Source organism: Enterococcus sp. 6D12_DIV0197 (assembly GCF_002174385.1).
Classification (GTDB): Bacteria; Bacillota; Bacilli; order Lactobacillales; family Enterococcaceae; genus Enterococcus_D; species Enterococcus_D casseliflavus.
The window spans coordinates 2,306,477-2,324,546 of the sequence record NZ_NIBN01000001.1 but is presented as its reverse complement, the minus strand read 5'-3'; the positions used below and the strand labels follow the sequence as shown (position 1 = coordinate 2,324,546).

Below are 18,070 nucleotides of genomic sequence, written 5' to 3'. Positions count from 1 at the left end.
CGACCAAAATGCTGTCTTTTAAAGGTTTTTTAGTCATGTAACTATTTTTTTCATGCTTAAGGCGGATGTTTTATCATTTGAAATCGAATACAATGAAAGATAACACGATGAAAAGGGGTGGTAAAATGAAGAAAATCTTCCAACTTGGGATGTTGGTTTTTGTTGGTTTGATGGGATTTTTTGTCCTTCAACCATCAATTGCCTTTGGACAGACATTTGTTCGTGATGATGCCGGGGTCCTTTCACAAGAGACGATCAAACAAATCGATACTTTGAATAAAGAGGGCTTTCAATCATTGACTGGCGCGCCAGAATATGCTGTGATCACGATCCCTTCTTTAGATGGGCAATCGATTGAAGAGCGTAATTTGGAACTGTTCAATGAGTATGGTTTAGGAAATCCAGAGGACAATAATGGACTATTGTTTCTCTTTGCCATTGACGATCGTGAATTTCGTCTGGGTTATGGCGATGGACTATCCTATGTCTTCAGTGAGCTATCGGAAGATGATTTAGTGGATGAAGATGCCAAAGACGCATTACGAGATGAAGATTATGATACAGCGATATTGGCAGCTTCTAATGAAGTCTATCAGCGAATGAAAGAAGCGGATGAAACGATTGGTTTAGGGACGATCTATCAAGATGGCAAGCAAATGTTAGCAGAAAAACAGGCACAAGAAGCAGAAGCCACTAAGCAGATGTGGTTCACTATTGGTAAAATCGTCAGTGGTGTCGTAGCGGCAGCAGCTGCAGGCCTTGTCGGGTTCATCAGTTTTCGCCATCTTAAAACCAAACGGCGTTTTGAAGAGCACCTGCCATTGCCGAAACATCTGTTAGAAGATAGTCACTTCCAACAGAAAGATTTCTTGAAATGGGCTAGCAATAGAAAGAACTATCAGCGTTACCATCAGTATCAGACAGCAAAAGATTGTCAACAAGCATTTACGCAGTATGTGACGAGTACTTATGTGCCAGCGAAATTGAGTTCGGTCACTGGATTGTCGACAGCGGATAAACGAGTCATCCAACACAGCTTGATGAATCCAGCAATTGGCGCCTATTTTTCAAACTTGCTGATGAAGAAACAAACCACGGTCAAACATTTCGGTCAGGTGATCCTTACACAACATGACACCTTAAAAACCTATGAAGCCCAATTAGGCAGGGAAGTGACTGAACGGATGGCAGACTACGATTTGACTGATGCGGTGTTACCCGAGAATCTGCCTTTAGCAGATGCTTATCGAGCAGAAATAGCCAAGCAAGCCAAAGAAGAGATCAGAAGACGCAATGAGCAAGGGCGATACTTAGCTCAACTTGTGACGGAAAAAGCGACCTATCCTGAGATGGTACAAGCCATTCCAAAAGAAGTTTCTAATGTTCTAGCGGAAGTGAAAACAGATGCCTTGTTCCAAGTTGACTTGAAACAGGTTTATCAAAATCACCCAGATTTAGCAAACAAATTATCCTCATTTGATGCTTCTGATCGAGCAGCCGTTTTGAATAATGCTCGCCAAGAGTATGACCCCCATGGTATGAATATGGCGTTGTTCTTTGTGATGATGAATAATCATGTGACCCATCAAGAACAAGTCATTGCCGATACGCAAAGTTCGTCGAATGATTTTGGCGGTTTTAGCGGAGGAAGCAGTAGCGGTGGCGGTGTTTCTGGTAGCTGGTAATTTTTTCGTAAGGAAGAACGTTCATTGTTCTGCAATGCATTCGCTTGCATGTAGGTTTGTGCAAGCGGAAGGATTGTATGTCAATGGCGTTTTTTCTTGTGGAGGAAATCCCTTGATAAATAAGACAAACCAAACAAAGTGTGGTAAACTTTTTAGAGTTACTGAAAATGAATGGGACTTTCATTCATTTGAAAAAGGGAGAAAACGAGGGATATCATGTACCAATCTTACATATGGGATTTTGACGGAACACTTTACGACAGCTACCCAATCATGTTAAAAGCTTTTATCAAGACATTGAAGGAGTATGGCTTTGATCCAGATCCAGCGGAGATTTATTATATACTGAAAGATTCATCTTCCAAAAAAGTTGCTGAAAAATACAACTTAGATTTTCAAGAGTTCACTAAAGCATTTAAAGCAAATGAAGCGCTGGATGATCGTTTGCCGCTTTCCTTTGCAGGAACCAAAGAAACATTAGAAGCCGTGGTTGCTGCTGGCGGCAAGAACTACATTTTGACCCACCGCGATGTCGTCTCAACGAAAGAGTTGTTAGAAAAAGAACAGATGGCAGACCTGATCGTTGAGATCGTTGGCCCAGAAAACAACTTCCCCCGCAAACCGGATCCAACTTCCCTGATTTATCTTGTTGAAAAGTATCAACTAGACAAAGATCAGACTGTCATGATCGGTGATCGCACGATGGATGTTTTTGCAGGACAAGGAGCAGGTGTCAAGACGATATTTTATGATATAGAAGGTCTCTTAAAAGATGTATCTGCCGACCATACCGTCCAATCAATGGCTGAAATACAAGAAATCATTAAGTCTTGAGAAATCAAGGCTTTTTTTGTGCATAGAAAGTAAGTCATTCAGTACTCATGATGAACGGTATAAACGTAGTTCTCATTGATCTTCTAGTCTCGGCACAACAAACCAAAAACAAGTCACACCATTTTTCGACTCAGCACCATATTCGAAAGCATGAGAAGTCAAAATGGTTTTTACGATCGCTAAGCCGATGCCGGTTCCTTCTTTATGTCCTGCTTGATGTTGGACGCGTTGGTATCTTTCCCAAATAAGTTCGAGTTGTTCTGGAGGGATATCTTTTCCAGTATTGATTACAGCAACTTTTGTTCCTGCAGATGTATTCGTTAATTTGATTAAGAGTCGTTCATTTTTAGGTGTATGGTTGATGCCGTTGTTTATTAAATTACGCAAAACCTGTTCCATTTTGATGCGATCAAAAAGAGCATTTCCATTCGTACGATCTGCTTCAAAATCGACAGTGATGTCATATTGATTGGCGATCCCTCTTGCGTAAGCAACGACGGAGGAAACCACCTCGTATGTATTCCAGATTTCATTTTTAAGTTGTGTGTAGCCAGCTTGCATGATAGAGAAATCCATGATGTCATCGACCATAGCACTCATGCGGTGGGCTTCGCTGATAATTAGGTCCATATGTTCTTTTCGAAGGCGTTCGTCGCTTCCAGATACATCACGTACCATCTCCCCATAGCCAGTGATTAACGCGAGGGGGGAGCGTAGTTCATGAGAAACATTGGCAATCACTTCTTTTCGCAAGACGTCTACTCGCTGAAGTTCTGTGCTTAAGTCCGCAACCGATTCAGAAAGTGTACCTAATTCATCACTACGCTTAAGTTTGGGTACGGAATAAAGCTCGCCGTTGGTTAAGCGGATGATGGCTTCTTTGATGGTTTTGATCGGGCGAATAAAATGCTGTGCTAAAAAAAAAGAGATCGTTGACGCAAAAATAGTTAATATGATGGTGAATAGAAAGAGTTGCTGTCGATTCAAGCTTTGAAGCGCTTCGATTTGAGTGATCGTATTGGAGAGCAAAAGGGCAGCTGGGCGTTGGAAAAGAGTGGTAGGAACGCCAATAAGAATGGCAGAAGACTTTTCAAAGTCTTCTACAGCACTCAGGCTCTCACCGTTAAGGACAGTAGGTGCATGAGATAACAACCAGATGTATTCGTTGTTCAACCCATCTATGTTTAATTGTTGTCCATTGTTAAATGCCGCCAGAATTTCGCCATCCTCGTCGACTAAGAAAAGAGTCCCAACGATCGTTTTACTGAGGAAAAGTAATGGCTCTTCTGGTAAATCATCTGGATCTACTGCCATTTCTTCAATAGCGGCAGCTGTTTCCTGAACTGTTTCTAAAAGTGATTCTTTCGTTACATTGATATAATTTGGTTCAAAGAGCAAAATTTGAACAGTCCACAAAAAAGCGATACCAATGATTACTAGCAACATATTGGCGGACCAAAGCCGCACGAGTAATTTACTTTTGATGTAAGTAAAACCTAACCGACTAGTCTTCATAATCAAATTTATACCCAACTCCCCAAACCGTTTGGATCAACTCTCGGTAATCCCCTAGACGCTCTCGCAAGGACTTGATGTGTGTATCCACTGTTCTGGTATCTCCAAAATAATCAAAGCCCCAGACACCTTCTAAAATTGATTCTCGGCTCAAAGCGATATGATTATTTTTCGTCAAATAGACCAGCAGATCGAATTCTTTTGGCGTAAGCGGCAGAGGATTCCCATTGATCGTTACAGTATGAGAAAAAACATTGACTTCGAGATCACCAAAAACGATCTTTTCGAACTGAAACTGACTGCTTCGTTTCAACACAGCTTTGATGCGAGCCATCAGCTCTTTAGGGCTAAATGGTTTGGCAATATAATCATCGGCACCAAGATTGAAGCCAAAGAGTTTGTCATATTCTTCCTTTCGAGCGGTAATCATAATGACTGGCGTGTTACAGCTGCCTCTGATTTCCGAAAGCGTCTGAAAGCCATCTTTTCCCGGCATCATGACATCTAGGAGGATCAAATCGAATAAATGATTGGTTAATTTTTCCAAAGTTTCTTTTCCATCCGCTGCCTCAAAACATAGATACCCTTCGATCTCCGCATAAGTTTTCACTAGGGCACGCATATGGGTGTCATCATCAACGATCAATATTTTTTGCAATTTTATTCACAACCTTAAAAATAATTTATATTTTTTTAAAGTATATCACAGCATAATCGCTGATTTAATAGGAAAATGACTCTTTGAAAAATAATTGTTCTTTCCCTCACAAGATCATCACAAATACCCAATACTATAGAGGTATATTCAATCGAAAGGAGCGCTTTGGCGATGTATGACTATCATATGGTCAGAAAGAAAAAAGCAAAGAAAAATCGTAAGCTAGTCGGTCATTGGTTATACATAATCAGTCTTGCGCTTTTTATGGGGTTTTCTGCACGTTTGATTTACATTGTTCAAGTCGGCGTGATTGCTGGCGTCTCTTTGTCTGAAAGAATAGAAAATTTATATTATAGTTCAAGATCGATCGAAACAAGTCGAGGGGCGATTTTTGATCGGCAGGGGACAGTGATCGCACAGGATATTCTTTCCTATACTGTTCGAGCGGTTCTTTCTGAAGATTACATTGACAATGGACGACCCATGTATTTAGACAGAGCGCGCTTTGAGGAGACCGCAACGATTCTTTCGGAGTATTTACCTATTTCTAACGAGCAAGTTTTGTCTATCTTGACAGACGGTGCGAATCAAACAAACCCGCCTGTCTTTCAAGTGGAATTTGGCAATGTTGGCAGTGGTCTAAGTGTGACTACTCGAAATCAAATCGAAGCGGCGTTTGATGCAGTTGGAATCAACGGTATCTATTTCGATGCTCGTTCAAGTCGCAGTTATCCGAATGGTATCTTTTCTTCACATTTGATAGGGACAACGTCAGATGATGAAGAGATTCGAGTCGGAGTTTCTGGATTAGAATATGTACTAAACGACTTTTTGAAGAATCAAAATGGGCGAGAGTCCTTTCAAGTCAATGCTTCAGGGAATCCTGTTCCCGCAACCAATCAAACCGTAGAAGAAGGAGTAGATGGGAATGATGTTTGGACGACATTAGATGCTCATCTGCAGTTATTCACTGAATCAGTGATGGATGAAGTTATGGAACAAACACGACTAGAAAATCTAACGGCTTTATTGATGGATGCGAAAACTGGGGAGATTTTAACGATGGCTCAAAGACCTAGTTTTCATCCAGAGACCCAAGAAGGAGTTGCGGATGAACACTTTATTTGGCGTAATCTTTTTACGGAAGAGATGTATGAACCTGGTTCGACCTTGAAGCTGGCAACCGTTTCGGCCGCTATTGATGAAGGTGTTTTTGATCCGACGGAACGCTACAATCCTGTGAGTATGCAGATTGAAGATCGAGTCATCAATGACCACGACTCAGGAGCAAATGGTGAGTTGACGATGCGGCAAGCGTTAGCTTGGTCAAGCAACACTGGGATGGTTCGACTTCAGCAACGGATCGGTTTTGATAATTGGGCACAGTATTTAACTGATTTTGGACTAGGGAAAGTTACAGGAAGTGAGCTTCCTGGGGAAGTGCCTGGGATCTTACCTTCAAGAAATCGGGTGGATTATGCCATGAGCTCCTATGGCCATGCGATCGGCGTCAATCAGATGCAGATGATGCAGCTATTTAGTGCATTTGCCAATGGTGGCGAGATGATACGTCCGCAATTGATTCGGCGAGTAGGGGAAGAGACTCAAGTTTTTCCAGAAGTCGTTTCCCAGCCTATTTCACAAGCAGCAGCTGATGCTGTTTTAGAATACATGACCGATGTAGTGACGGATGAACGTTATGGCACCGCTTATGATGTATACCAACTGACGAACCATGAGATTTCTGTCAAAACTGGGACTGCTCAGATCGCCAATGAGAATGGTCAAGGCTACATGACGGGAGAGTTTGATTATATTTACTCTGCGGTCTCCATCTACCCAACCGATGATCCACAGTTTATTCTTTACCTCACTATCAAGCGACCAGAAGAATACGATCGACATACATTAGCTAAAATCGCCAATCCCTTGATGGAGCGTTCGATGGCGCTGCAAAGTTTTCATGAGTAAAAAAAGTTTCTTAACAGGAGCTTAAAAAGACCTAGATCATCTAAGAAATTTCATGATGCAGCTGGTCAACTTCCCACAGGAATGATAGTCTTTAGAAAAGACAGGAAGGGTGCATCAGCGATCCAATCTAGGGATGAATGAATGGATAAATGATCGCGCTAAAGCTAACACATAAAGATTCATTGACGGAGGTGTCATATGAAAAAAATAAAATTCTTGATCAAAAGCATTTTTCTCATCGGGCTTCTTTATTTTGCAAGCCAGATGATCACATGGCAAGACGGGCGCTTGGCATTTCGTGATGCCCGACTCAACGAGATCACTCAATCTCTCTCGTCCCAATTTTCTCTTTCACAAGACACTTCAGCAAGGCCAGCGGCAGAAACGCCTGCCCAGACATATTTATATAATGAATCACGACAAGTGATCGAAGAAACCTTTGGGGAAGCGATCAATGAATCAGCGAATCGGTATGGACTGAACTGGACTTCCTATCACGATGATTTTCGTAACTTCATGATGGTGATGTATGATGAACATGATATTGCGCAAGGGATCTATACGAATCAAGACACGATTCTTATCGATGACACGCTAGGTATCGGGTCTTCAAAAGCAAACGTTCGTAATCAGATGGGGACGCGTCAAGAAAGTCTACAACGAGGATCACGACGGTATCGCATCGATTCGGATGCCGACTATGATCTGTTCTTGCAAGACGATCAATTGATTACTTTTTTCTATGATGTTCATGCCGAAGATACAGTGACTGCGATCCAAATCATCAATCGCTCCCTAGAAACACGCCATGCGAATGATTTTCGCCAAAATCAAGCCGCCATTTTAAGCGGTTTACGAACACAGTTATTTGAATTAACGAATGCTACCCGAGTGAAATTTGGTTTGTCACCCCTTGGTTTCAGCGAAGCAACCAGTGAGACTGCCGTGAAGCATAGCCAAGACATGGCAGAACATCGATACTTTGACCATATCGGGTTAGATGGATCGACTCCATTTGATCGGATGCAAGAAGACGGGATCAGCTTCACTGCTGCAGGGGAAAATTTGGCATTTGGCCAAGCCAGCAGTATTTACGCCCATCAAGGTTTAATGAATTCAGAGGGACATCGGGCAACGATTCTAAATGATGAGTATCAATTTCTCGGGATCGGTATTGCGATCGATACCAGCGAACAGCCATATTATACAACGTTGTATCACCGAGGATCGGCGTCGTAAATTCCTGAATTGCTTGAAACTGATTAGTTAAAAAACACTGCTCATTTGAGATTGCTGCGTTAGCAGCATCAAGTGAGCAGTGTTTTTTTGTCGATAAAATGGTGTGCAGCAGTATTATTTAGTTTTGACGGTAGGCATGAGGAGAGCACTGATACTTCTTTTGAAACAGCTTATAGAAGAATGAGACATTTTTATAGCCGACTTGGTGTGCGATTTGTTCCACAGGTAGGGAAGAGTTTCTCAACAATAAACTGGCTTGATTGAGTTTTAATTCTTGAAGGATCGTCACAAAGGATCGACCAAGCTGCTGACTGATACGGCGACTCAAATAGCTCGGGTTGTATCCAAATGTCTCCGCAACCGAAGCTAGTGTGCAAGTAGCGATATGTTTCTCCAGATAGTCCAACACTTCTCCGAGGTACAATTGGTCACTGTTTTGCGACTCGATCCGTTGTTTTTCCTGGAAGTTACGAACGAGTTCGGAAAAAATAATGATCATATAGGAATGGATGACCTCATGAGAACCGAAGGAGGGGTTGAAGAACTGGGCCAAGACCCCGAAAATCGCATCAATCAAATAGTCGTTGTTACTCGTTTCAAACACTAGGTATTGATTGTGCTTTTGGCTTTCAGATAACGCATTGATGGCAAAATCGGCGATCATGCTATTGGATGCTAACCGACTGAGCATCTGGGTGGAAAAGTACTCTTTGCTGATCAAAAAGTTAATAACAATGTCGTCTTGATTTGTTTCGATAATTTGGTGGATCACCCCAGTATCTAGTAAGCAAAAGTCACCTGCCTTTAGGATCACTTTTTTCTCATTGATCATGATCGTGACTGTTCCAGAAAAAACATAATTCATTTCGATAAAATCATGCTGATGTAGTGGTGTAGAAGAAAAGCGTGCATGTTTTAAAATCAAGAGCTGGCTTGTCTTAAGAAATCCGCTATCCTGCGGTCGTTTTCGTATGAGACGAGAAAGGTGTTTTTCGAAGGTATATTGGTAAATTGGCTCATTTTTCTCAGTGTAGACTTTCTTGAAATCCTCATAATTGTATGGAAGGGTTTGCGTCTTTTTAAGGGCTATTTCTTCAGTAGTCGTCAATTGTTGTAACTGCTGCAGAATGTTTTGTTTATCCATCGCTTTCTCCTTAGGTAAAAAATAGTCAATCAAATAGTAGAGTATCGTCATTGAAGACAGGTAGAGATAGTATATAATACTTGTATGGTAGCGTTATCAATTATCATAATCCGGATGATAATAATAGTCAATAGTACCAGCAAATTCGAAAGAAATGGGGAATCACCATGAACCACGACAAACCATCATTAGGGGATAAGATCCAAAGTACCCTTGGTCCATTTGCAAGTAAAGTCAATGGGAATATTTATATTACTTCAGTTAGGGATGCAATGTTAGCTTACATGCCATTCACCTTTATTGCGTCGATCTTTTTAATTATTGCTTTTTTTCCGATCCAACAAGTGACCGATTTTATTACTATGGTGTTGCGAACAGAAGATGCTAGTGTCTGGCAAGAGAAATTGCTCTATGTCAACAATGCCACACTCGCAATCGGTGGTTTGCTAGTTGTCATTTCCCTCGCAAAATCACTGGCAGAAAAACTTGAAACAAATGTTTTGCAATGTGTCTTAACTGCTTTTGTTTCCTTTTTACTATTAACACCGTTGGATGCAATGGAAGCAGGAACTTTTTTAGATATCACCCGCGTTAGCGCGCAATCGATGTTTTTAGCGATTATTGTCGGTATTTTTAGTACAGTTCTTTATAAAAAAATTGAGGGCAAAGGAATCAAAATCAAAATGCCAGCAGCGGTACCACCAGCTGTTTCTGGTCCATTCGAATCGGTGATTCCATCTTTTCTTGTGATCACGACGATTTGGGTCATCCGACTCATCATCGAAGCCTTATTTAACAGTGATGCCATGACGTTGATCAATGGGACCCTTGGGATTCCATTAACTATGTTAGGTGGCTCCCTAGTTGGAATGGTCGTTGTGAAAATTTTCGAGCAATTCTTGTGGTTTTTTGGCCTTCATGGAACTTCGATCATTCAAGCAGTGATGGACCCAATCCATCAAGTCCTTGAAGATCAAAATCGTGTGGCATCAGTGGCGGGAGAGATTCCAACGAATATTATCAGTATGAGCTTTCGGAATCATTTTGCCTCGATTGGGGTCGTCGGTGCGATCATTGCTATTTTGATCGTAGCAAAAAGCAAACAGTACAAAGAGGTTGGAAAAATTGCTAGTGTTCCTTATATTTTCAATATCGGTGAACCAGCGTTGTTCGGGATACCGTTAATGTTGAATTTCAGTTTTCTCATTCCCTTTGTTTTTGCGAATGCCGTCACAACGATCGTCGCTTACTTTGCCTTTTATTTCGGGTTAGTCCCGATCCCAACAGGGCTTGCACAAATTCCTTGGACGACTCCGCCGATCATTAGCGGCTATTTTGTCACTGGTAGTATCATGGGCGCATTGCTACAAATCGTCTTGATCGTGATCGCAACGGTGATTTGGTTGCCATTTATCAAAGTTGCTGATAAGCAGATCTGTATTGAAGAAGCACAATAACCCACGAAAGGAGCAGCGTATGAAAGAAACGGTAACCATCAACGGGAAGACAAAGCCATTAACAGTGGATTTAAATGATCCGGTCCTTATTGAGTGGTCGATGACCAATCACCAAGGCTATCGATTGCAACTTTTCAATGAACAGCAGCAAGCAGTGTATGACGTTTCCAACATAGCCGCTTCTGAGAATAAAATGGCGGTCCATTTACCACAGCATCCACAGCGAAAAAAATATCAAGTCAAATTGACAGCAAGAGCAGGCAACGATGTCACCGTTTACAGCAGTGTGTTTTTCACGATAGAAAAGCGTGAGCAACCTAAAGAAACCATGGGCAAGTGGATCACTCGCTTAGATGATCCAATTAAAAAAGAACGGTTTTACTTTTCAGAAGAGAAAAATAGCTGCTTGTCCCGCTCCTTCACACTGGAAAAGTGTCCTTCCTATGCAATGATCGATTGCTGCGGGCTTGGTTTTTATCGCTTGTCTGTTAATGGTAAAACCGTATCAGATGTTTATTTAAACAGTGATGTAACGAACTATGATCGAGTCGTCTACTATGATACTTATGAGTTAACTGATTTTTTACAGGAGGGAGACAATCGGATCGAAGTTGAACTTGCGAATGGCTGGTACAACCCTGCTCCGATTGAGATTTTAGGTCGGTATAACATCCGCAAACAACTAGCGATTGGTAAACCTTGTTTCTGGGGGGAGCTTCAGTTAAATGACGGAGGAGAGAATCGCTACATTTACTCAGACAATCAGTGGCAGAGTAGTTTTGGGCCTTATTTGCAAAACAATCTTTATATAGGAGAAATCGTTACCGATGTACCTGATCCTCGTCCAGAAGGAAAAACGGTACAAATTGCTGGTCCCGCCGGACGTTTTAAGCCAAGCTTTATTCCTAAAATCAAGCGCACACAATCGATCGTTCCCCAAAAAATGACCGAAACTGCAGCGGGACTGCTTATTGACTTCGGTCAAATCATCAGCGGTCAATTTGCTTGTACACTTGAGAAAGATTTCATTGGTCAGATCAGAATCAGCTATGCAGAAACATTAGATGAGAAAGGCACCCCTGATTATACGTCTACGATCAGTGGAACTTATGGCATATACGATCCCTATGAAGGGAAGCAGCCAGATGATCCCATCGTTCAACGAGACATCATTGAGAAAACGGCAGCGAGGACGTTCGTTTTTGAAAACCGCTACACGTATCATTCCTTTCGCTATGCGTTGATCGAGACGAAACCTGCTAACAAACTTCAAGCGATTGTGGGCGCAATCAAAGCCTATCGCCTGCATACGGATGTGAAATCGTTGCTAACCCTTGAAACCTCCGATCCTTTCTTAAATCAGTTATGGGCGGTTGGCCAAGCCACGCGGTTGAACAACATCCACTCGTATTTTGAGGACTGCACCCGTGAGCGGTTCGGATATGGCGGAGACATCGTCGCTTTATTGCCAACACAGATGGCAGATCTGGCGATTGCGCCGTTGTTGGAAAAAGTGTTGTGGGATTTTACCAACGACCAACGACCGGATGGTGCAATGACTGCAACTGCGCCATTTGTAGGAATCATGACAAATGGTCCATCAAATGGTGGTGGTGCGTTAGGGTGGCAATTGGTAGTTCCAGAGCTTGCTTTGGCATTGGTCAAGACCTATGGGAAACAAGCAGCGGTTGCCAAGCTGCGTCCACAGTTGGAACGGCACCTCAACTATTTACTCGCTTTTGATTTTGATTATATTGCCCAGTGCTGCCTCGGTGATTGGGGAGCAATTGATGAAACTCAGCAAAACGGGGTCATTACTTCGCCAGATCAGTCCTTTTGCTCTGCCTGCATGTATCTGCTTTTACTACAGCGTTACCAAGAATTGATCGACTTGAGGATCATTGGTAACGAGGACTATTGTCAGCGAGTGACAGCAGCGATCCAGTACACGACACAGCAAATCAAACAGCAGTTTTCTAAAGGAAATGAGCAATACGGTGCGGGTACCTTGTCTAGCATGATCTTTGCAATGAAAACAGGACTCAGTGAAAAAAAACAAATCTTGCCAAAATTAGTACAACGGATCAAGCAGCAAGAGGGTATTTTCTCTTTCGGCATCTTCGGGATGGCATGGAGTTATCAGTTGCTGGCTGAAGCTGGCTATAATGATATTATTTTTGATTGGTTAACAAGGAAATCTGCGCCTAGTTATGCAGCAATGCTGGCAAGTGGAAACGGCACTTTAATGGAACATTTTCCGACGCCGCAACATTCAGCCACTTACGAGGGTTCGTTGAATCATGCCATGTTTGCTTCTTATGGGTATTGGTTTGTCCGTCATTTATTAGGCATTCAGATGACAAGCGCTGGGATACTGATACAACCAGCCTTCGATGTACCTGTAGCCCATGTCAAAGGCTCCTTACAAAGTACGTTTGGATTAGTAACTTTAAGCTGGGAAAAGACTGATCGTACCGTTCGCTTAACGGTGGAGTTGCCACGAACATGTGGCTATGAAATCAGTCAGATGAAAGGTTTTAGAAAAGTCAGCGAGAAAATAGAGGATGAGGGGAGCCAAAAGAAAGTTACCTGTATATATACGATTACTTCTTAGCTAGTGAAAAAGTCGACACGTGGAAAGTGTTGACTTTTTTCTGTCGTTTTCTATTTTTTGCGTATTTCATCTATGAGGTGGTGAAAATGGATCAATGGAAGCTGCTAAAAGACTATTGGCGATTTGCAGTTGGTGGTGCTGTTTTGATGGTTTTGCTGATCATCTGGTTTGTACCGTTCTCGCAAAACAAAGAAACAAACTGGCAATCAATGGCAGATGCAGCAGGTCAATCGTCTGAAATGGGGGAAGGTGGAACCCTTCAAGAAGATGGTCTTCACGATGAAGAGTATGAGATCGTTATCGATGTCAAAGGAGAAGTGCACCAACCGGGCATTTATCGTTTAAAATCAGGTGCGCGGATGTATGAATTGATCGAACAAGCAGGTGGTCTGACAGAAGAGGCGTTAGAAACAGCCATAAACTTAGCACAGGTGTTGCAAGACCAACAGATGGTGATCGTCCCTCATAAAGAGGATCAAGCGTTTATGGAGATGAGTGCTTTAGGAGTAGGTGGCAGCCAGACAGCAGTGACACAAATCAACCTGAATCAAGCCAATGCGCAGCAATTGCAAGAACTGCCAGGCGTGGGTGCCAAAAAAGCAGAAGCAATCATCGCTTACCGCGAAGAATATGGCTTTTTTAAACAGATTGATGATCTAAAAAAGATCACAGGCATCGGAGAGAAGACCTTTGAGTCCTTGAAAGAGATGATTACAGTGACGGACTGAACCAAATAAAAGTAAGAAATACTAAGAAATGACGGTTGAAAATTCAAGAAATTCGATTAGAATAGAACTAATCAATCGCAAAGGAGCAAATGAATGAGCAATACGAGAATCCCTTGGGACCAGTATTTTATGGCGCAAGCTGTTTTACTTTCTTTACGCAGTACGTGTTCCCGACTTGAAGTCGGCGCTACATTAGTCAAAGATCGCCGAATCATCGCTGGAGGCTACAATGGGTCAGTCAGTGGCGATGTACACTGCATCGACGATGGCTGTTATGTTGTCGATGACCATTGTATTCGGACGATTCATGCAGAAATGAATGCCTTATTGCAATGTGCAAAATTAGGGGTGTCAACAGACAATGCGGAAATCTATGTGACGCATTTCCCCTGCCTTCCCTGTACGAAAGCAATTTTGCAAGCAGGGGTCAAAACGATCCATTATTTGAATGACTATCGTAACAATCAGTATGCAATGGAATTGATTCAACAAGTAGGTGCTTCCGTCCACCAAGTTGAACTTGATCCGGTGTATTTTGAAAAACTTTCATTTGGTGTGCTGAATGATGCACAACCAACAAAAGAGAACTGATTCATTTTTATTTCTTAGTATTATTTTTGCTTGTTCGGTGACTGCTTACTATGTGCAGTCCATCTTACTGGGACTCATTGCACTTTATTATTTCGTGATGCTTGTCTTAAAACGACAAGCATTTTTGTGCATGATTTGTTTTGTCGGACTGTTGCTGTTAAGTGTCCGCGTCTGTCTTTCTCGGACTGGGAACATACAAGAAGGTGAGTATCAAGGGGTAGTCAATGTGTTGCCAGACACGATCAAAATCAATGGCGATCTGCTTACGTTTGAAGCAAAATCTTCCGCAGGTAAAGTGATTGGCCGTTACACGATTTCTTCAGAGACTGAAAAACAGCAATGGCAGGATCGATCCGATTGGGGAAGAAAGCTGCTGGTGAAAGGAATTTTTTCTCTTCCTGAAAAACCACGAAACCGCCACGGGTTTGACTATTCTGCCTATCTAGCCAGTCGATCAATTATTGGCACAGTCCATATCGAGCAAATGGTAGGAATGGAAGCAGCAGACTCAGGCTTTTCGCTTGCAAAAGTTCGAGCAGAGGTTATTTCTTCTGTGCAACGAATCTTTCCTGAACGCTCAGCAGCCTATATCAATGCGTTGCTCTTTGGTTTTAAAGACCATGACTTTCAAGAAGTACGTCAAATGTATCGTGCTAGTGGCTTATTGCATTTCTTTACGATCTCAGGAATGCATGTCGTCTTATTTTTCAAGTGGTTTCGCGGATGCTTCTGCCGATTGGGGTTTACGCAACAACAAATGCTGTTGCCAATGGGGGTCTTTTTCTTGGTCGTAATTGGGATTTGTGGCGGCGGCATTAGTGTCTGGCGTGCTGTCTTGGCATTGTCGGTTACTCAAGTGACCACTCTTTATCAACAACGGCTATCGGCAAGTGATCATTATGGGATCGTCTTAACGGCTCTTTTATTCGTTGATCCCAAAGTATTGCTTCAAACATCGGGGCAACTAAGTCTTTTGATGACCTTCCTGATAGTGATGCAGCGACCGATCAAATTGACGTGGTTTTGGCGCAGTCAGTTCCTCACGGTGCTGGCTGCGCCTGTCATTGTCTCGCTCTTTTATGAATTTCCATTATTTGGGGGCTTTTTGACGTTTGTCTTTTTACCGTTTTTTCAATTGGTTTTGCTGCCAGCCTGTTTCTTAATGTTCATTGCTGGGACGCTTTTCCCAACCATCAGTGGGCTGATTGCCCTTTTTGAAGAGCTTTTATTACTTATGGAAGTTGCCGTGGGCGCTGTAGGAGGCGTATCGATAACGGTGGGTGCCCTTCCTGCAGGATTGGCAGCTAGTTGTTGTTTGCTTGGCCTGCTCTGTTACCAAAAGAAACGGTGGCTGCTGGTGATCTGTTTTTCGCTTGTTGTACCAATGGTCTTTCAACAGAATCGCGTTTTACCTACCATTAGTTATGTCGACGTTGGTCAAGGCGATAGTATCGTTTTACAGGCAGAAAAAAATCGCGAAGTTTATGTGATCGATACTGGAGGTTCTCTATCTTTTCCGAAAGAAAACTGGCAAGAGCGCAAACGACAAGCTGCCGCTGAATCTTCATTGATTCCTTTTTTGAAAGGGGAGGGAGTCAGGAAGATTACTGGTTTGTTTCTAACTCACGGGGACACGGACCATATGGGAGATGCGCTAGCATTGATGAAGGCGATCCCTGTTGAAACGTTATATCTTGTGCCAGGAAGTGAACAAGATCACCGCATCGCCAAGCTTTTAAACGAACTGCCTAATCAGACAAGCGTTGTTTGGACGACGGTTGGCCAAGTGGTGGGTGATTTCCTTCAGTTGCAAGTATTGGCACCAGAATCAGGTGCAGGACAAAACGAAGATTCGATGGTGATTAAAACCAAGGTAGGGGATAAAACATTTTTGTTTACTGGCGATCTCGAACAAGCAGGGGAAAAAAAGTTGATTCATGATTATCCGAATTTAAAAGTTGATGTATTGAAACTAGGGCATCATGGCAGTCGGACCTCGACGGCACCTGAGTTTGTTGCGGCAATCGATCCCCAATTCGGGATCGTTTCAAGTGGACGGAACAATCGGTACGGGCATCCTCATGAAGAGGTGCTTGAAACGTTGGTAAATCAGACCGTTTTGCGAACCGATCAGCAAGGCATGATCCAATTTATTTGGTCTGAAAAACAACAATCATTTTTGATAAAAACGCTGCTAGACTATCCGATTGACTAATGGTAGGATAAGAATGAAAGCGGGGGGAACGATGGAATTACAAAAAGCGTTGCAAGCAATTCGAACCAAGGAGTTGCAATCGATTTATCTGGTCATCGGCAGTGAAATGTTTTTACAAGAGCAAGTTCGCACGGCCTTTTTGGAGCGTTTTTCCGTTGGGAAAGATGATCTGAATTTTGCTTCCTTTGACATGGAGAAAGATCCCCTTGATATGGTGATCCAAGAAGCTCAATCGTTGCCTTTTTTTGGCGATCAGCGATTACTGTTCGTTGAGCGGCCATTTTTCTTAACGGCTGAAAAAAAGAGCAATGCACCTGAGCATGACCTAGATGATTTTTTGAATTACATCAAAGACCCATTGGAATCATCGGTAATGGTGATTTTTGCAGATGTCGATAAATTAGATGAACGGAAAAAAATTACTAAGCAATTGAAAAAAGCCGCAGTTGTGATTGATGTCGCACCTATGAAAGAAGCCGACGTGCGTCAGTATCTCCAACAGTCGTTGGCAAATGATGGCATCGAAATGAGCCGAGAGGCGTTTGATTTGTTTTTACGGTTAACGGATCTGCACCTATCAAAAGCGATGCAGGAGTTACAGAAACTACGGCTGTATGCAGGAAATGGCAATAAAATTACGAAAGAGATCGTCTTGCAGTTGATCCCTAAGACGTTGGAACACAATGTCTTTGAATTAACCAGCGATGTCTTAAAGGGGAACGTATCGGATGCGTTGCGCTTGTATGACGATCTATTATTGCAAGGGGAAGAGACGATCAAGATCAATGCTATCTTGATCAGCCAAGTCCGTCTGCTGTTACAGGCGGCGATTTTGATGAAAATTGGCTACCAGCAAGCCAATATCGCAGAAACGTTGGGGATTCATCCGTACCGAGTGAAGTTAGCGATGCAGCAAGCTCGGGGGTTTGGAGAAAAGCAATTAGCGGCACTTTATAGTGAATTGATCGAAAATGATTACTTAGTGAAAAGTGGTCAGATGGACAAAGAGTATTTGTTCCAGCTATTTGTTTTAAAACATGGCAAACAGTAAGTCAAAAAGAAAGGCGCAGCAATCGATGATTGCTGCGCCTTTCTTAATTTGCTTATTTTGCAATTTTTTTACTTAAACGAGATTTGTCGCGACTAGCTTTGTTCTTGTGGATCAATCCTTTAGTCTCAGCCATATCGATTGCTTTAACAGCATCTTTATATAACGCATCTACGTTATCAGCACCAGCTTCAACAGCTTGATCAAATTTTTTGATTGCTGTACGCATTGTGCTTACTTGAGATGAATTCTTAGCATTAGCCGCTTCGCTTGTGCGAACACGTTTGATTGCAGATTCAATGTTTGGCATGTATTTCACCTCCGAAAAAAAAGTTCAATTACGTTTAGAAAACGTATAAATCAACACTAGT

At 42.4% G+C, this 18,070-nt stretch carries 14 protein-coding genes; 10 read left to right on the top strand and 4 right to left on the bottom strand.

Going from position 1 to position 18,070, the window contains the following annotated elements; genetic code table 11:
• Positions 1–92 precede the first annotated feature (92 nt).
• On the top strand, positions 93–1,685 hold the full coding sequence (locus tag A5867_RS10795; RefSeq protein ID WP_087627581.1) for a TPM domain-containing protein: 1,593 nt from the start codon (positions 93–95) through the stop codon (positions 1,683–1,685).
• A 216-nt stretch (positions 1,686–1,901) separates the two neighbouring features.
• A complete protein-coding gene (locus tag A5867_RS10785; protein WP_005230151.1) occupies positions 1,902–2,519 on the top strand; it encodes an HAD-IA family hydrolase in 618 nt (205 codons plus the stop codon).
• Positions 2,520–2,591: 72 nt separating this feature from the next.
• On the opposite strand, the gene A5867_RS10780 is transcribed toward A5867_RS10785, so the two are convergent.
• Positions 2,592–4,034, bottom strand: a complete 1,443-nt coding sequence (locus A5867_RS10780; protein WP_087627580.1) for a HAMP domain-containing sensor histidine kinase — start codon at positions 4,032–4,034, stop codon at positions 2,592–2,594.
• Positions 4,024–4,692, bottom strand: a complete 669-nt coding sequence (locus A5867_RS10775; RefSeq protein WP_087627579.1) for a response regulator transcription factor — start codon at positions 4,690–4,692, stop codon at positions 4,024–4,026. The genes A5867_RS10780 and A5867_RS10775 overlap by 11 nt, the downstream gene beginning before the upstream one ends.
• 171 nt (positions 4,693–4,863) lie before the next feature.
• Between A5867_RS10775 and A5867_RS10770 the strand changes: the two genes are divergently transcribed.
• The gene (locus A5867_RS10770; RefSeq protein WP_087627578.1) at positions 4,864–6,663 is read left to right on the top strand and encodes a penicillin-binding transpeptidase domain-containing protein; all 1,800 of its coding nucleotides are present in this window, start codon (positions 4,864–4,866) and stop codon (positions 6,661–6,663) included.
• 198 nt (positions 6,664–6,861) lie between these two features.
• Positions 6,862–7,902: a CAP-associated domain-containing protein gene (locus A5867_RS10765; protein WP_087627577.1), complete on the top strand. Its 1,041-nt coding sequence runs from the start codon at positions 6,862–6,864 to the stop codon at positions 7,900–7,902.
• A gap of 118 nt (positions 7,903–8,020) precedes the next feature.
• Here the strand turns inward: A5867_RS10765 and A5867_RS10760 are convergent, their stop codons facing one another.
• The gene (locus A5867_RS10760) at positions 8,021–9,046 is read right to left on the bottom strand and encodes an AraC family transcriptional regulator (RefSeq protein WP_170927530.1); all 1,026 of its coding nucleotides are present in this window, start codon (positions 9,044–9,046) and stop codon (positions 8,021–8,023) included.
• A gap of 167 nt (positions 9,047–9,213) precedes the next feature.
• On the opposite strand from A5867_RS10760, the gene A5867_RS10755 reads away from it, so the two are divergent.
• The 6 genes from A5867_RS10755 (at position 9,214) to holA (ending at position 17,702) form a co-directional block, all read left to right on the top strand.
• The gene (locus A5867_RS10755; RefSeq protein WP_087627575.1) at positions 9,214–10,503 is read left to right on the top strand and encodes a PTS transporter subunit EIIC; all 1,290 of its coding nucleotides are present in this window, start codon (positions 9,214–9,216) and stop codon (positions 10,501–10,503) included.
• Between the two features lie 19 nt (positions 10,504–10,522).
• Positions 10,523–13,117 carry a family 78 glycoside hydrolase catalytic domain gene (locus tag A5867_RS10750; protein WP_087627574.1) on the top strand — a complete coding sequence of 865 codons (2,595 nt, stop codon included), beginning with the start codon at positions 10,523–10,525 and terminating at the stop codon, positions 13,115–13,117.
• An 86-nt stretch (positions 13,118–13,203) separates the two neighbouring features.
• Positions 13,204–13,845: a helix-hairpin-helix domain-containing protein gene (locus A5867_RS10745; protein ID WP_087627573.1), complete on the top strand. Its 642-nt coding sequence runs from the start codon at positions 13,204–13,206 to the stop codon at positions 13,843–13,845.
• 93 nt (positions 13,846–13,938) lie between these two features.
• Positions 13,939–14,436, top strand: a complete 498-nt coding sequence (locus tag A5867_RS10740; RefSeq protein ID WP_005230159.1) for a ComE operon protein 2 — start codon at positions 13,939–13,941, stop codon at positions 14,434–14,436.
• Complete coding sequence (locus A5867_RS10735) at positions 14,408–16,651, top strand: DNA internalization-related competence protein ComEC/Rec2 (RefSeq protein ID WP_087627572.1); 2,244 nt, start codon at positions 14,408–14,410, stop codon at positions 16,649–16,651. Before A5867_RS10740 ends, A5867_RS10735 begins: the two co-directional genes overlap by 29 nt.
• A gap of 31 nt (positions 16,652–16,682) precedes the next feature.
• Positions 16,683–17,702, top strand: coding sequence for a DNA polymerase III subunit delta (gene holA, locus A5867_RS10730; RefSeq protein WP_034869424.1), 1,020 nt, complete (start codon positions 16,683–16,685; stop codon positions 17,700–17,702).
• 52 nt (positions 17,703–17,754) lie between these two features.
• Here holA and rpsT read toward each other — a convergent pair whose 3' ends face one another.
• Entirely contained in the window at positions 17,755–18,009 is a 255-nt protein-coding gene (gene rpsT, locus A5867_RS10725) for a 30S ribosomal protein S20 (RefSeq protein ID WP_005230162.1), read from the bottom strand.
• Positions 18,010–18,070: the final 61 nt, after the last annotated feature.

Coding starts and splice junctions, on each gene's coding strand:
- A5867_RS10745 (WP_087627573.1), top strand. CDS start 13,204: ATGGATCAATGGAAGCTGCTAAAAGACTATTGGCGATTTGCAGTTGGT.
- A5867_RS10735 (WP_087627572.1), top strand. CDS start 14,408: ATGATGCACAACCAACAAAAGAGAACTGATTCATTTTTATTTCTTAGT.
- A5867_RS10755 (WP_087627575.1), top strand. CDS start 9,214: ATGAACCACGACAAACCATCATTAGGGGATAAGATCCAAAGTACCCTT.
- A5867_RS10750 (WP_087627574.1), top strand. CDS start 10,523: ATGAAAGAAACGGTAACCATCAACGGGAAGACAAAGCCATTAACAGTG.
- A5867_RS10795 (WP_087627581.1), top strand. CDS start 93: ATGAAAGATAACACGATGAAAAGGGGTGGTAAAATGAAGAAAATCTTC.
- rpsT (WP_005230162.1), bottom strand. CDS start 18,009: ATGCCAAACATTGAATCTGCAATCAAACGTGTTCGCACAAGCGAAGCG.
- A5867_RS10785 (WP_005230151.1), top strand. CDS start 1,902: ATGTACCAATCTTACATATGGGATTTTGACGGAACACTTTACGACAGC.
- A5867_RS10760 (WP_170927530.1), bottom strand. CDS start 9,046: ATGGATAAACAAAACATTCTGCAGCAGTTACAACAATTGACGACTACT.
- A5867_RS10770 (WP_087627578.1), top strand. CDS start 4,864: ATGTATGACTATCATATGGTCAGAAAGAAAAAAGCAAAGAAAAATCGT.
- holA (WP_034869424.1), top strand. CDS start 16,683: ATGGAATTACAAAAAGCGTTGCAAGCAATTCGAACCAAGGAGTTGCAA.
- A5867_RS10780 (WP_087627580.1), bottom strand. CDS start 4,034: ATGAAGACTAGTCGGTTAGGTTTTACTTACATCAAAAGTAAATTACTC.
- A5867_RS10765 (WP_087627577.1), top strand. CDS start 6,862: ATGAAAAAAATAAAATTCTTGATCAAAAGCATTTTTCTCATCGGGCTT.
- A5867_RS10740 (WP_005230159.1), top strand. CDS start 13,939: ATGAGCAATACGAGAATCCCTTGGGACCAGTATTTTATGGCGCAAGCT.